General features: G+C 59.0%; 11 protein-coding genes. 9 read left to right on the plus strand and 2 right to left on the minus strand.

Going from position 1 to position 14,379, the window contains the following annotated elements:
• Window positions 1-189 precede the first annotated feature (189 nt).
• The 4 genes from VDP61_RS06410 to VDP61_RS06425 all read left to right on the plus strand — a co-directional run bounded on the left by VDP61_RS06410 (window position 190) and on the right by VDP61_RS06425 (window position 5,196).
• A complete protein-coding gene (locus VDP61_RS06410) occupies window positions 190-2,184 on the plus strand; it encodes an acetate--CoA ligase family protein (RefSeq protein ID WP_323006120.1) in 1,995 nt (664 codons plus the stop codon).
• The gene (locus VDP61_RS06415; RefSeq protein ID WP_323006121.1) at window positions 2,181-2,978 is read left to right on the plus strand and encodes a carnitinyl-CoA dehydratase; all 798 of its coding nucleotides are present in this window, start codon (window positions 2,181-2,183) and stop codon (window positions 2,976-2,978) included. Before VDP61_RS06410 ends, VDP61_RS06415 begins: the two co-directional genes overlap by 4 nt.
• Window positions 2,979-3,045: 67 nt before the next feature.
• Window positions 3,046-3,510, plus strand: a complete 465-nt coding sequence (locus VDP61_RS06420) for an OsmC family protein (protein WP_323006122.1) — start codon at window positions 3,046-3,048, stop codon at window positions 3,508-3,510.
• Between the two features lie 84 nt (window positions 3,511-3,594).
• On the plus strand, window positions 3,595-5,196 hold the full coding sequence (locus VDP61_RS06425) for a GMC family oxidoreductase (RefSeq protein ID WP_323006123.1): 1,602 nt from the start codon (window positions 3,595-3,597) through the stop codon (window positions 5,194-5,196).
• A gap of 32 nt (window positions 5,197-5,228) precedes the next feature.
• Here the strand turns inward: VDP61_RS06425 and betC are convergent, their stop codons facing one another.
• Window positions 5,229-6,731, minus strand: a complete 1,503-nt coding sequence (gene betC, locus VDP61_RS06430) for a choline-sulfatase (protein WP_323006124.1) — start codon at window positions 6,729-6,731, stop codon at window positions 5,229-5,231.
• A 455-nt stretch (window positions 6,732-7,186) separates the two neighbouring features.
• Here betC and VDP61_RS06435 point away from each other — a divergent pair, with 455 nt between their 5' ends.
• Genes VDP61_RS06435 through VDP61_RS06450 form a run of 4 tightly spaced genes read left to right on the plus strand, consistent with a single transcriptional unit; the run spans window position 7,187 to window position 12,180 of the window.
• Window positions 7,187-8,764 carry an ABC transporter substrate-binding protein gene (locus VDP61_RS06435; RefSeq protein ID WP_323006125.1) on the plus strand — a complete coding sequence of 526 codons (1,578 nt, stop codon included), beginning with the start codon at window positions 7,187-7,189 and terminating at the stop codon, window positions 8,762-8,764.
• A gap of 2 nt (window positions 8,765-8,766) precedes the next feature.
• Entirely contained in the window at window positions 8,767-9,723 is a 957-nt protein-coding gene (locus VDP61_RS06440; protein ID WP_323006164.1) for an ABC transporter permease, read from the plus strand.
• 13 nt (window positions 9,724-9,736) lie between these two features.
• The gene (locus tag VDP61_RS06445) at window positions 9,737-10,549 is read left to right on the plus strand and encodes an ABC transporter permease (RefSeq protein ID WP_323006126.1); all 813 of its coding nucleotides are present in this window, start codon (window positions 9,737-9,739) and stop codon (window positions 10,547-10,549) included.
• Window positions 10,546-12,180: an ABC transporter ATP-binding protein gene (locus VDP61_RS06450; protein ID WP_323006127.1), complete on the plus strand. Its 1,635-nt coding sequence runs from the start codon at window positions 10,546-10,548 to the stop codon at window positions 12,178-12,180. The genes VDP61_RS06445 and VDP61_RS06450 overlap by 4 nt, the downstream gene beginning before the upstream one ends.
• A gap of 478 nt (window positions 12,181-12,658) precedes the next feature.
• Here VDP61_RS06450 and VDP61_RS06455 read toward each other — a convergent pair whose 3' ends face one another.
• The gene (locus VDP61_RS06455; RefSeq protein ID WP_323006128.1) at window positions 12,659-13,627 is read right to left on the minus strand and encodes an NADPH:quinone oxidoreductase family protein; all 969 of its coding nucleotides are present in this window, start codon (window positions 13,625-13,627) and stop codon (window positions 12,659-12,661) included.
• 347 nt (window positions 13,628-13,974) lie between these two features.
• Here VDP61_RS06455 and VDP61_RS06460 point away from each other — a divergent pair, with 347 nt between their 5' ends.
• Complete coding sequence (locus tag VDP61_RS06460) at window positions 13,975-14,337, plus strand: helix-turn-helix transcriptional regulator (protein WP_323006129.1); 363 nt, start codon at window positions 13,975-13,977, stop codon at window positions 14,335-14,337.
• Window positions 14,338-14,379 lie beyond the last annotated feature (42 nt).

The following is a 14,379-nucleotide window of genomic DNA, read 5'->3' on the forward strand; positions in this document are numbered from 1 at the left end:
AATCAAATGCACGGTACAGGCAGAAATGCCGATGGCCGTAACAGGAAAAGGCGCCTTGTCCTGCACTGTGGGGAAGGGTGCTGGCCCTTACCTGTTCGGTTCGGAAATATCTCGGGTTTGCTTTTGGTTCAGGGTAGCGGCGGCATGTTGGCAGCGCCCCGGCGCGCGGGTCAGGAATGGGGCTGGCGCATGTTAGACCTGTCACGCCTTTTGCGGCCGAAATCCATCGCTGTTCTGGGGTCTGTCTGGGCCGAAAACGTTGTGGCGCAATGCCATAAGATGGGGTTTTCAGGCGATGTCTGGCCCGTGCATCCAAAGAAACCCAGGATCGGGGGCTTGGCCACCTACGCAACCCTTGCGGATTTGCCAAGCGCCCCGGATGCGGTGTTCATCGGCGTCAATCGCCATGCTACTGTGGAGGTTGTTGCAGAACTGGCAGCAATGGGGGCCGGTGGCGCGGTGTGTTTTGCCTCGGGCTGGACCGAAGCCGGTGAGGCTGGCCTGCAAGCTGATCTGGTTGTGGCGGCGGGGCGGATGCCGATCCTTGGGCCGAATTGTTACGGCGTGATCAATTATCTTGATGGTGCCCTGCTCTGGCCTGATCAGCATGGCGGGCGGCGGGTGCAGCGCGGCGTTGCCTTGCTGTCGCAATCTTCCAACATTGTGATCAACCTGACCATGCAAGCGCGTGGATTGCCGATCGCCTATGTCGCCTGTCTGGGCAATGCGGCGCAGGTGGGGTTGGCGCAACTGGCCGGGGCTTTACTTGCGGATGAGCGGGTTACAGCCCTGGGCCTGTATGTCGAAGGTATTGATGATGCCGTGGAATTTGCCGCTTTGGCAGAGGCAGCACGGGCGGCGGGCAAAGGCATTGTCTGCATAAAATCGGGTAAAACCGAGGCATCGCGTGCCGCCGCTGCGTCGCATACGGCCGCCTTGGCAGGGGGCGGCGCCGCATCTGCGGCCTTTTTGCAGCAGGTCGGGGTGGCCGAGGTCAGAACCTTGCCAGAACTGGTCGAGACGTTGAAGATATTTCACACTCACGGGCCACAGATTGGGCAACGCCTGTGTTCGCTGTCTTGTTCCGGCGGTGAGGCGGGGTTGGTGGCCGATCTGGCTGCGCCATTTGGGATTGACTTCGCGGCGCCATCGCAGGACCAGCATGCGCGGCTGGGGGAAATTCTGGGGCCGATTGTCACGATCTCGAATCCGCTGGATTATCACACGTTCATCTGGGGTGACGGTCCGCGCACCACGGATGTTTTTGCCACGATGCTGGCGGGCTATGACGCCGGGATATTCATCATTGACCCGCCGCGCCCTGATTTATGCGATCCGTCTTCGTTCGCGCCCGCCCTGCAAGCCATAGAGGCGGCGGCGGCGATCACTGGCAAACCCGCTTTTGCCGTCGCCTCTCTACCTGAAAATTTCGATGAGGATTTGGCGATTGCGATGATGGCGCGCGCGGCGGTGCCGCTGATGGGGTTGGAAACCGCGCTTGGGGCCTTGACCGCGGCGCAGACGCCGCCGGGGCTGGCGGGGTGGCGGCCCTTGCCGCCGCGCAAGCCAACCCGCCCTGCCTTGATGGATGAGTTCGCGGCCAAGGCGCTGTTGGCGCAGGCCGGGCTTGCGGTGCCGCGCGGTGTGTCGGCCGGCGATCTGGGGGCATTGGCGGGTTTGGCGCAATCGCTGACACCGCCCTTGGCGTTGAAGGGGTTGGGCTTTGCCCATAAGTCTGAAAATGCCGCTGTGCGTCTGGGGCTGGCTGATCTGGATGGGCAGGCCCCGATGCCGGGGGCCACAGGCTATCTGGCTGAGGAAATGGTCACCGGCGTCGTAGCCGAGCTGTTGATCGGTATTCGCCGCGATCCGATTTATGGAGTCACCCTGACGCTTGGCTTTGGCGGCGTGACGGCAGAGCTGTTGGCCGATACGGTGACCCTGATTTGCCCGGTTACGGCCCCCGAGGTCGCGGCCGGTTTGCGCCGCTTGCGGTTGTGGCCCCTGCTTGATGGGTATCGTGGCCGCCCGCGTGCGGATGTGGATGCGGTGCTGGATGTGGCGATGCGCTTGCAAGGGCTGATGCAAGATGCCAGCCTTGAGGAAATAGAGATCAATCCGTTGATGGCCCGCCAATCCGGGGCCATTGCGGCGGATGCGGTGATTTGGAAGGATGAGACATGATGCAGATGCGAAACGAAGGCCCGATCCTGACGCGGGTAGAGGGCGCGGTGCTGGAGGTGACCTTGGCGCGCGGCAAGGCCAATGCGATTGATCTGGTGACCAGCCGATTGATGGGCGAAGTATTCCGCGAGTTTCGCGATGATGACGCGTTGCGGGTGTGTATTCTGCGGGCGGCGGGCGAGAAGTTCTTTTGCCCCGGTTGGGATCTGAAGGCCGCAGCGGGCGGCGATGCGGTGGATGGGGATTACGGCGTTGGCGGTTTTGGCGGGTTGCAAGAGCTGCCAAACCTCAACAAACCCGTGATTGCTGCGGTGAATGGCATTTGCTGCGGCGGCGGGCTGGAACTGGCCTTGTCTTGTGATCTGATCTTGTGTTCGGATACCGCGACGTTTGCGCTGCCGGAAATCCGGTCTGGCACCGTTGCGGATGCAGCCTCTATCAAGCTGCCCAAGCGCATTCCTTATCATGTCGCGATGGACTTGCTGTTGACCGGGCGGTGGTTTGATGCCGAAGAAGCGCAGCGCTGGGGATTGATCAAAGAGATTTGTACGCCCGAGACATTGTTGGAAAAAGCATGGGACTTGGCGCGACTGCTCGAATCCGGGCCGCCGCTGGTCTATGCCGCGATCAAGGAAGTCGTGCGCGAGGCCGAGGATATGCGCTTTCAGGATGCGTTGAACCGGATCACCAAGCGGCAGTTTGTAACGGTAGACCGGCTTTATTCCTCGGACGATCAATTGGAAGGCGCGCGGGCCTTTACCGAGAAGCGTGATCCGGTCTGGAAGGGCCGCTAACACCCTGACCGGGTGCCTTGCGGCCAGCGGCAATTAGGCATTTTGACCAAGACAAAGGGGGCCGCCCGTGCATGAATACACCAGCCGCGTGGTTTGGACCGGCAACACCGGCGCGGGGACAGCGCATTACACGGCCTATGCCCGGACCTGGGATATTGCGGTTCCGGGCAAGCCTGTGGTCCATTGTTCCAATGATCCGCTGTTGGGCGGTGATCCGGGCAAGATGAACCCCGAAGATTTGCTGCTCTCGGCGCTCTCGGCCTGTCATATGCTGTGGTATCTGCATTACGCGTCCGAGGCGGGCCTTATCGTGACCCGGTACAACGATACGCCCGTGGCTGTGGCCGAGGTTGGCAAGGGCGGCGCAGGTCGGTTTGTCTCGGCACAATTGCGCCCGGTGATCGGACTCGCGTTGGGCGCCGATCTGGCAGAGGCCGAGGCCATTCATCACCGCATCCATCAGGTTTGCTTCATTGCGCGTTCGGTGAATTTCCCTGTGACCTATGCAGCGGCCTATGAAATCGGGGGTTAGGCGAAACTCGACATGTTTCGTCGGCATGGGGTAAGGGGCCGCGCGCCGATGCTGCTAGGCTGGCCGCAGCAAATGGGGTGAGGCATGGCAGAGATTGACTATTTGATCGTTGGCGCGGGCTCTGCCGGGTCAGTTTTGGCCGAGCGGTTAAGTGCCAATGGCAAGCACAGGGTTCTGGTGCTGGAGGCCGGGGGCACAGATCGCCGGTTCTTTGTTCAAATGCCGCTTGGTTATGGCAAGCTGTTTTACAACAAGGCCCTGAACTGGGCCTATGAAACCGATGCAGACCCCGGCCTTGGCGGCAATTGTGATTACTGGCCGCGTGGCAAGCTTTTGGGGGGATCATCCGCCATCAATGCGATGGTGTGGGTCAGGGGCCAGCGCGCCGATTATGAGGAGTGGGGCGCGATCGGTGGCCCCGATTGGGGCTGGGACAGCGCGTTGGCCGCCTACCGCGCGCTTGAGGATAACGAGGCAGGGGCCGATGCGTGGCGCGGGCAGGGCGGGCCATTGTTCATTTCTGCCAATACCGATGGTTTGCATCCTTTGGTGCGCAATTATTTGGCAGCCTGTGCAGCGGCTGGCCTGCCCGAGACCGCCGATTTCAATGGCGCGTGCCAAGAGGGGGCCGGGGTTTACCAAATGACCATCAAAGGTGGGCGGCGCAACTCTGCCGCGCGGGCGTTCTTGCGGCCCGCGATGCAGCGCCCGAATCTAAGGGTTCGCACGCATACGCAGGTGACGCGCGTGCTGTTCGAAGGTAAGCGGGCCGTGGGGGTTGAAGTGGCGCAGGGCGGGGCGCGGGTGGTTATCCGCGCGCATGAGGTGATCTTGGCCGGTGGTGCGATCAATTCGCCGCAGCTGTTGCAGCTTTCGGGCATCGGGCCGGGGGCGCATTTGGCGGGGCTTGGCGTACCTGTGCTGGTGGATAACCCCCATGTCGGCGGCAACCTGAACGACCATCAGGGGTTGAATTATACTTACCGGATGCGGGTGCCGACCTATAACGACATTTTGCGCCCGTGGTGGGGCAAGCTGCGGGTGGGATTGCAATATCTTTTGACCGGGCGCGGGGTGCTGTCCAAAAGCATCAACCACGCGGGCGGTTTTTTTCGCACATCGCCCGAGATGACCCGCCCGAATATGCAGCTGTATATGCAGGCGTTTTCTACTCTTGTGCCCCGTCTGGGCGAGAGGCCCTTGCTGACGCCGGACCCGTTTTCGGGCCTGTCGATTGGCCTGTCGAATTGCCGTCCAACGTCACGCGGCTGGCTGAAAGTCCGATCCAGTGACCCGTTTGCGCCGCCGCAGATCGTGGGGAATGCCTATTCGACCGATCAAGACGTTGCAGAGATGCTGGCGGCCGTAAAGTTCATTCGCAAAATCGCGGCGCAGGGACCGATGGCACAGGTGATCGCCGAGGAATTGCGGCCGGGACCCGAGGTGACCTCGGATGCCGATTTGATCGCTGATTTCAGGGCGCGCTCGGGCACGGTCTATCACCCTTCTTGCACCTGCCGGATGGGGGATGTGGTGAATACCAGACTGGCGGTGAAAGGGGTCTTGGGTCTGCGGGTTTGCGATGCCTCGGCCTTTCCGAACCTGATCGCGGGCAATACCAACGCGCCGGCCATCTTGATGGGATGGAAGGGCGCGGAGGTGATTTTGGCGGATGGGCAGGGGTAGGGCAGGCCGCGGGGCTGTGATTGGCTTGGTGTTTATTCCCCGCGCGGAAACCGTTTGCTTTCCTCAAGCGTGTTCAGGTCCATGTGGTTGCGCATATAGCGTTCCGAGGCTTTTTGCAGCGGTTGAAAATCCCACGGGTAATACCCGCCCTGTCGTAGCGCCTCATAGACCACCCAACGGCGCGCCTGGCTTTCCCTGACCTGCGCGTCAAAGGCATGCAGATCCCAGCGTGCCTGGGATTTGGCGCGAAGCGATGACAGGGTAGCGGCATGGGCCGGATCGGTGGCAAGGTTTTGGCGTTCCTGTGGGTCCGACTCCAGGTCGAACAACTGATCGGGGTCGGCAAGGCAGCGGGTGTATTTCCACTTGCCATAGCGCAGCATGACCAAAGGGCTGATCGACCCCTCGGCGGCATATTCGAGGGCGACGGGGGCGGTGCGCCCCTCGCCCCTGGCAAGGGGAAGAAGCGAGAGACCATCAGTCCACGGCATCACCTCGGACATATCAATCCCGGCCAGATCGCACAGCGTTGGCGTGACGTCGATGGTAGAAACAGGGGCAGATTCCAGATATGGTGCCAGCCCCTTTGCTGCGATCATCAGGGGCACGCGCGCCGAGCCTTCAAAGAAGTTCATTTTGAACCAGAGGCCGCGGTCACCCAGCATATCGCCATGGTCCGAAACAAAGACGATGATAGCTTCTTGCCGCGTGTCCTCCAGCGTTTGAAGAATCTCGCCGATTTTGTCGTCAATGTAAGAGATGTTGGCGAAGTACCCCTGACGGGCGCGGCGGATATGGTCAGCGGTAATATCAAACTTGTCGCTGTCGCATGCGTCGATCAGGCGCTTTGAATGGGGGTCCTGGTCGGCATAGGGGATGGCGTCGGGCGCATCCAGATGGGCGCAATCATTATAGAGATCCCAGTATTTGCGGCGGGCGACGTAGGGGTCATGCGGATGGGTGAAGCTGACTGTCAGGCACCACGGGCGATCTGACCCGCGCGAAAGATCATAAAGCTTTTGTATGGCCTGATGGGCGACATCATCGTCATATTCCAATTGGTTGGTAATTTCGGCCACGCCCGCACCCGTGACCGAGCCGAGGTTGTGATACCACCAATCAATCCGTTCCCCCGGTTTGCGGTAATCGGGGGTCCAGCCGAAATCGGCGGGGTAGATGTCGGTGGTCAGGCGCTGTTCAAAACCGTGCATCTGATCGGGGCCGACAAAATGCATTTTGCCCGACAGCGTGCATTCATAGCCCGCACGGCGCAGATGGTGCGTAAAGCAAGGGATATCAGACTGAAATTCGGCTGCATTGTCATAGACGCGGGTGCGCGAGGGCAGTTGGCCCGACATGAAAGACGCACGACCGGGCGCGCAAAGCGGGCTGGCGGTATAACCGTTGGCAAACCGTACCGAGCGGGCCGCGAGTTTCGCCAGATTTGGGGCGTGCAGCCACTTGGCAGGGCCATCGGGGAACAGCGTGCCGTTCAACTGGTCAACCATCAGGATCAGAATGTTCGGTTTGGTCATGGCATCCCCCGTTTTTGATGCGCCGTCGCGCGGCTTTCTGTGCCTTTGATGTCTGGGAAGACAGGGACGGTCTGTTCTTTTTGCGACCTTGTTGCCGCTGCACAAGACGCCCGTACATTGTGCAACGAGGAAATCGGCATGCGCAAAGTGAAAGATGTCGCGTGCCATTTTGCGCGCACACGACGGAGAAGCTCTTGTTTTTGATTAAAAGATTCACTGGGCTTTGATGGCTGATTCTGCGTGAAACCCCGTGATGGTCGGGCCTTTGGTTGCGATTTTGCAGGCTTTGGTCTAAACGCGACATATACTGGTCTGACTGCGGCGTTTTTTGTGGTTGGAACGGGTGCAAATTTTGGGCTGTAGCTGAAAGTAAATGTTGCCTGAAAAGCATTAAGCGGCTTTATTGACGCCACAGACAACAAAAACAGCTAATGCTGATCCTAGGGGAGAAACGAATGAAAGACGATCTTGCAAAACTGATCGACCGTATCGACGCAGGCCGCATGGGGCGGCGCGGATTTATGGGCGGCGCTGCGGCCTTGGGGGCTGCGGCAGCGATGCCACGCATGGCCTTTGCACAGGATGCAACACCGAAAAAAGGCGGGCATCTGAAGCTGGGTCTTGGCGGGGGGGAAAGCTCGAACAGTCTCGATCCGGCGCTGACCCTAAGCCAGGCCCCCTATAACGTCATGGCGCATATCGGCGAACCCTTGGTGCGCGTGCATCCTGACAACAGTCTTGATATGCGGATTGCCGAAGAGCTGAGCGCGAGCCCGGATGCGAAAGTATGGTCCTTCAAGATTTGTCAGGGAATCACTTTCCATGATGGCAGCAAGCTGACTGCAGATGACGTGCTGAAAACCATGCAGCGCCATTCGGATGAAAAGGCGACCTCGGGTGCGCTGGGCATCATGAAGGGCATTGCGTCGATGCGTGCCGAAGGGGATTTGTTCGAAATCACCCTGACAGATGCCAACGCCGACCTTCCCTATCTGATGGCCGATCGTCACCTGATGATTCAGCCGGGCGGCGGCATCGACAATCCGGCGGGCGGCATCATGTCGGGCCCCTACAAGATCATCGTCAATGAACCCGGTGTGCGCCATACCTTTGAACGCTATGCGGATTATTGGGATGATGGCCTTGGCCATTTCGACACAACCGAGATCTTGATCATCAACGATGTGACGGCGCGAACCTCGGCGCTGCAATCGGGGCAGGTCGATATGGCCAACCTGATTGATCCCAAAATCGCGGCCCTGTTGGGCAAGGCACCCGGCATAACGCTGCGCCAGACCCAAGGGCGCGGGCAGAATGTGTTTGTCATGCATGTTGATACAGCACCGTTTGATAATAACGATCTGCGGCTGGCGCTGAAATATGCGATGGACCGTCAGGAAATGGTGGACAAGGTGCTGCGCGGGTTTGGCTCGGTCGGCAATGACATTCCGGTCAACGCAGCCTATCCGCTGTTTGATGACAGTATCCCGCAGCGCGAATTTGATCTGGAGAAAGCGGCAGAACATTACAAGGCGTCCGGCCATGACGGCAGCCCGATCATTCTGCGCGTTGCCGATACCGCGTTCCCCGGTGCTGTGGATGCGGCGTCCCTGTTCCAGCAAACGGCGCAAAAAGCCGGTATCCCGCTGGAGCTGAAGCGAGAGCCGAATGATGGCTACTGGTCCGAAGTGTGGAACAAGCAGCCGTTCTGCGCCTCATATTGGGGCGGGCGCCCGACACAAGACCAGATGTATGCCACGGCCTATATCTCTTCTGCGGAATGGAACGATACCAAATTCAACAACGCACGCTTTGATGAATTGTTGATGCAGGCGCGGGCCGAGTTGGACCAGGACAAGCGCAAGGCCCAATACCGCGAAATGGCGGATATCGTGCGCGACGAAGGTGGCTTGCTGCTGCCGATGTTCAACGACTTCCTTGACGCACATAACGCCAAGGTGGCCGGTTGGGTAGCCAACCCCAATGGCGACATGATGAACGATCAAGCCGCCATCAAGTGCTGGATGGCCTAAAGGTGCATCCGGTCGCAAAACTTGTTGCCCAGCGTTTAGCGCTGGGCATGCTGCTGCTATTGGCGGCATCTGCGCTGATCTTTGTCGGCACACAAATATTGCCGGGTGATGTGGCGCAATCTATCCTTGGCCAGTCTGCCACCCCGCAATCGCTTGCCAATTTACGGGCCGAGCTGGGCTTGGACGAACCTGCCGTATCGCGCTACTTTTCATGGCTTTTCAATGCGATGCAGGGTGATCTTGGTCTGGCATTAAGCAATGGTCAAGATATCGCAAGCTCTATGGGCAAGCGGCTTGGCAACACGCTGTTTCTGGCAATTTGTGCCGCCGTTATCGCCGTGCCTTTGGCGATTTTGCTGGGGCTGATTGCGGTGCGTTATCAGGGCCGCTGGCCGGACCGGGTGATTTCCACGGTCACACTGGCCACGGTTTCTGTACCGGAATTTCTGCTGGGCTACATTGCGATGTTTTTTCTGTCGGTGCAGTTCCGGGTGTTTCCGTCACTGGCGGCCATCAATGATGGCATGAGCTTTGGTGAAAAACTGAATTCGATCGCCTTGCCGGTTCTGGTTTTGGTGCTGGTGGTTCTGGGCCATATGATGCGGATGACGCGCGCAGCGATCTTGAACGTGATGCAGTCGGCCTATGTCGAAACCGCCGAATTGAAGGGGTTGCGCAAGTTCACCATCATCGCGCGCCATGCCTTGCCCAATGCCATTGCGCCAGTGGTCAATGTGGTCATGCTGAACCTTGCCTATCTGGTGGTGGGCGTGGTCGTGGTCGAGGTGGTCTTTGTCTATCCCGGCATGGGGCAATATCTGGTGGATCATGTGGCCAAGCGCGACGTGCCGGTGGTGCAGGCCTGCGGCCTGGTGTTCGCCGCCGTCTATATCGGGCTGAACCTTGTTGCCGATGTCGTTTCCATCCTTGCCAATCCGCGCTTGCGGCATCCGAAATGAAGGGGGCACGTTAATGCGCATTCCTGTTGCGGCCCTGATCGGGCTGTTCTTTACCGGGCTTTACTTTTTCATCGCGATCTTTGCCGATTTCATCGCGCCTTACGGGGTGGCAGAAGTTGTGGGTGACAGTTGGGAGCCTGCCTCGGCCGCACATTGGCTGGGCACTGACACGATTGGGCGCGACCTGCTGTCGCGTATGATTTTTGGCGGGCAGACCACGATTTTTGTGGCCACGATGGCTACGTTGATTTCGTTTGGTCTTGGGTCTGTGCTTGGCTTTTTTGCGGCCGTCAAAGGTGGCTGGGTTGATCAGACGCTCAGCCGCATGGTTGATTTGATGATGTCGATTCCGTCCTTGATTTCCGCCTTGGTGGTCTTGTCGGTGATGCCTGTCACGCTGCCGGTCCTGATCCTGATCATGGGAATTTTGGACAGTACACGGGTGTTCCGCCTGTCCCGCGCCGTGGCCGTAGACATTACGGTGATGGATTATGTCGAGGCCGCGCGCCTGCGGGGGGAAAAGCAGCTCTGGATCATCTTCCGCGAAATCCTGCCCAATGCGCTGTCGCCTTTGGTCGCCGAAATGGGGCTGCGGTTTATTTTTGCGGTGCTGTTCATCTCAACCCTGTCGTTTCTTGGTCTTGGTGTACAGCCGCCCATGGCCGATTGGGGCGGCATCGTGAAAGAGAACAAAGAGGGCATCGTCTACGGCATTTCCGCAGCGCTGATCCCGGCCTTTGCAATTGCAACCCTTGCGATCTCGGTCAATCTGGTGGCTGATTGGGTTTTGAACCGCACCACCAGTCTGAAAGGGGGCCGGGGATGAGCAACGTGTTGCTGGAGATCAAAGGCCTGAAGATCGAGGCCACGGCCTATCCACCGGGCGAGGCACCGCGCGATATTACCATCGTCGAAGGCGTTTCCTTTACGGTGGACAAGGGCAAGGTGCTGGGGCTGATCGGCGAATCCGGGGCGGGCAAATCCACCATCGGGCTATCATCCATGGCCTATGGCCGTGGCGGCGTGCGAATTACCGGAGGTGAGGTGTTCGTCAACGGGCGCGATATTCTGCAAGCCGGTCCTGCGGGGTTGCGGGCCTTGCGGGGGCGTGAGGTGACCTATGTTGCCCAATCTGCCGCAGCGGCCTTTAACCCTGCGAAAAAGCTGATGGAACAGGTGATAGAAGCGACCCTGCACCACAAGCTGATGAGCAAGGAAGAGGCCGAGGCCCGTGCCATATCCCTGTTTGCCCAACTTGGGCTGCCAAAACCGGAAACCATCGGCAACCGCTATCCGCATCAGGTTTCGGGCGGGCAGTTGCAGCGGGTGATGACGGCGATGGCGCTGTGCCCCAAGCCCGATCTGGTGATCTTTGACGAACCCACGACCGCGCTGGATGTCACCACCCAGATCGAGGTTCTGGCGGCGATTAAAAAGGCGATTGTCGATACGGGCGTTTCCGCGTTGTATATCACCCATGATCTGGCCGTGGTGGCGCAGGTCGCCGATCACATCATGGTGTTGCAGGGTGGCCATATGGTGGAATATGGCACCACCGACCATATCATCAACACCCCGATCGAGGCCTATACCCAAGCGCTGGTTTCCGTGCGTTCGGTCACGCACAAGGAAAAAGCCGACGGTGCGCCCGTGTTGTCGGTACAAGGCATCACCGCGCGCTATCGCGGCACGACGTTTGACGTGCTCAAGGACGTAACTGTCGCGCTGCCCGAGGCACAAACCCTTGCGATCGTGGGCGAATCCGGGTCCGGCAAATCGACGCTGGCGCGGGTGATTACCGGCCTTTTGCCGCCGTCAAAGGGCGAGATCCGCTTCAACGGCCGCACCTTGGCCGCTGACTTTGAGAAACGCAGCCGCGAAGATCTGCGCGAGGTGCAAATGATTTATCAGATGGCCGATGTCGCGATGAACCCGCGGCAAACGGTAGGCACCATCATCGGGCGGCCTTTGGAGTTTTATTTCGGCTTGAAAGGGCAAGAGAAAAAGAAACGTGTCCAAGAGCTTCTGGATGATATCGAGATGGGGACAGGCTTTATTGACCGCTATCCGGCCGAACTTTCGGGCGGACAAAAGCAGCGCGTCTGTATCGCCCGCGCCCTTGCCGCCAAACCCAGGATGATCATTTGCGATGAGGTCACAAGCGCCCTGGACCCGTTGGTCGCTGATGGCATTCTGAAACTGCTGCTTGCCCTGCAAAAGCGTGAAAAGGTCGCCTATCTGTTCATCACGCATGATTTGGCCACGGTGCGCGCCATCGCCGATAAAATCGCCGTCATGTATCAGGGCCGCGTGGTGCGTTATGGCTCCAAGACCGAAGTGCTGTCACCCCCTTATGATGATTACACGGATCTGCTGTTGTCTTCGGTGCCTGAAATGGAACTGGGCTGGCTCGAACGAACGATCGCCAACCGCAAGATGGAGGCGGCAGGTAATTGACGGATCACCCACCGCGTCCAGTATTTGGTTCAACGGTGTAATAAGGCGGCTCTGTCTGTGACCCCCGCCTGTGGCGGCACTTGGCGCTATGTGCCAGGTGCCGCGGGGGGGGCGGGGGGGGGGGCGATTGCTGCCCTTATCTGCATTCCAGGGGGCAGACCTCCAAAAGATCACAGATCCCCTTCCTGACAGCCACAGTTCGGCGCGTGCCCTAGCCCTGCCGCCACCGCATGCACCGCGCGCCCGCCCCGAACCCTGCGCAACGCCACCACACAGCCGCCGCAGCGCCGGGGCGCAAAGGGCAGGTATTGTCACCGATACCCAACCTTGCATAGACCGGCCACCGCGCCACAAGTCCCCCTTTCTTTTCGGTAAAAATATCCACGGGGGGAATTTGCCGTCAGGCAAAGGGGGGCTGTAAGCCCCCGCTACCGCGGCAAGAAAATGTCGGTTTGCGGGTATTCCTATGTTGTAAAACTCAGAGGTGCTGCGGGGTCACAACAATTTTTCCGGTGGATTTGCGGTCGCGCAGCAGGTCCAGCGCCTCTTGGGCGCGGTCGAGCGGGAAGATATGGCTGACATGTGGGTGCAATCCGCCGCCCGTGTACCAGTCAAACAGAATTGCCATGCTGCGGGCCAGGGTTTCAGGCGCAAACTTCAAATAGCCGCCCCAATACAGCCCGATCACGCTCAGATTCTTTACCAGCAGGTGATTGGCCGGAATTTGCGGCACATCCCCGCCGGCAAAACCGATCGGGATAAGTCTGCCCTCGGGGTTGGTGGCGCGCATCGCCTCAAAAAACGCCGGGCCACCGACGGCGTCATAGACCACATCAACACCGCCCAGTGATCTGAGCGTTTCTCGCAGTGCGGGGGCATCGCTGTCTATCGTGTGATCTGCGCCTGCTGCCTGTGCAATACGCAGCTTTTCGCTGCCGCGTGCGGTCGCAATAACACGGGCGCCCATGCGTTTGCCAATTTCCACCGCTGTCAACCCCACGCCACCTGCCGCGCCCATGACCAAAAGCGTTTCTTGCGGTTGCAGTCGCGCCCGATGGTCCAGCGCAAGATGGCTGGTGCCATAGGCAACCTGAAAGGCTGCCGCTTCTTCAAAGCGCATCGTGTCGGGGATACGGGTACACGCGCTGGCATCAAAGCAACCCCATTCTGCCAGGCCACCTTGGCCCGCAAACACCGCAACGCGGTCGCCGCAAGCGATCCTGTCAACCCCTGGGCCTACCGCCTCGACCACACCCGCCAATTCCATTCCAAGCGTACAGGGCAGGGCGGGGCGCTCTTGGTATTGGCCGCGGATCATCAGCAGGTCGGCAAAGTTCAACCCGCAGGCCATGATCCGCAACAACACCTGATCATTTCCCGGAACCGGCCGGTCGATGGTGCACAAGCGAGGCGCATCGCCAATTGTTTCAAGTCGGAAGGCGTGCATCGGATACTGTCCTTTTATTGAACTTTTCGCGAAAATAGGATGTTTTGGCGCTCATTGCCATAGGCTCAGATTTTTGCATTTTGCAAGTAACTCTGAAAAATCGTTGCAAAATGCATTGCAAAATGGGAAACCCGCTAATGGCGAGTGGCAGCCAATTCGGGCATCCGTTAGGAGAGCCGGTCGGGCAGGAGAGAGGCCTGTTTTTTAGGATATGACGACCTGTCTAAAAGGTCAGGTTTGTCCGCGTTAAAATCTATATTTTCACGAGGCAGCAGAGAAGGTGCAGTTTGGCACGGTTTTTGCTTGTATAAGGGTAAGCGTCTGTAAAAAAATTGATGGAGTACCTGATGAAGCACCCAGTAGATAGCCATGTTGGCAAGCGTATTCGCCACCGTCGTTGGATGGTTGGCATGACGCAGCAACAGCTTGCCGATCAGGTCGGGATAAAGTTTCAGCAAATTCAGAAATATGAAACCGGAATGAACCGGGTGTCTGCTTCGCGGCTCTGGAATATCGCCGAGGCCCTTGGCGTTGCGATCAGCTTTTTCTTTGAAGGGCTTGATGACCTGCGTGAGGTGCCCCGTGGTGTTGAAGGGGATATGTTGGCCGATAAAGAGGCACTGGAGCTTGTGCGCTCTTACTATGCGATACCCGAGGCCCAACGCCGCCGCCTGTTTGATCTTGCGCGTGTTCTCAGTGAGGCGGCCTGACGCCCTTTCGTTCGGTTTATGTTGACCGGGGGCCAGCAAAAA

The sequence above is a fragment of the Pseudorhodobacter sp. genome, assembly GCF_034675685.1.
In the GTDB taxonomy this organism is placed as follows: Bacteria; Pseudomonadota; Alphaproteobacteria; order Rhodobacterales; family Rhodobacteraceae; genus Pseudorhodobacter.

Coding starts and splice junctions, on each gene's coding strand:
- VDP61_RS06445 (WP_323006126.1), top strand. CDS start 9,737: ATGCGCATTCCTGTTGCGGCCCTGATCGGGCTGTTCTTTACCGGGCTT.
- VDP61_RS06435 (WP_323006125.1), top strand. CDS start 7,187: ATGAAAGACGATCTTGCAAAACTGATCGACCGTATCGACGCAGGCCGC.
- betC (WP_323006124.1), bottom strand. CDS start 6,731: ATGACCAAACCGAACATTCTGATCCTGATGGTTGACCAGTTGAACGGC.
- VDP61_RS06415 (WP_323006121.1), top strand. CDS start 2,181: ATGATGCAGATGCGAAACGAAGGCCCGATCCTGACGCGGGTAGAGGGC.
- VDP61_RS06455 (WP_323006128.1), bottom strand. CDS start 13,627: ATGCACGCCTTCCGACTTGAAACAATTGGCGATGCGCCTCGCTTGTGC.
- VDP61_RS06425 (WP_323006123.1), top strand. CDS start 3,595: ATGGCAGAGATTGACTATTTGATCGTTGGCGCGGGCTCTGCCGGGTCA.
- VDP61_RS06450 (WP_323006127.1), top strand. CDS start 10,546: ATGAGCAACGTGTTGCTGGAGATCAAAGGCCTGAAGATCGAGGCCACG.
- VDP61_RS06460 (WP_323006129.1), top strand. CDS start 13,975: ATGAAGCACCCAGTAGATAGCCATGTTGGCAAGCGTATTCGCCACCGT.
- VDP61_RS06410 (WP_323006120.1), top strand. CDS start 190: ATGTTAGACCTGTCACGCCTTTTGCGGCCGAAATCCATCGCTGTTCTG.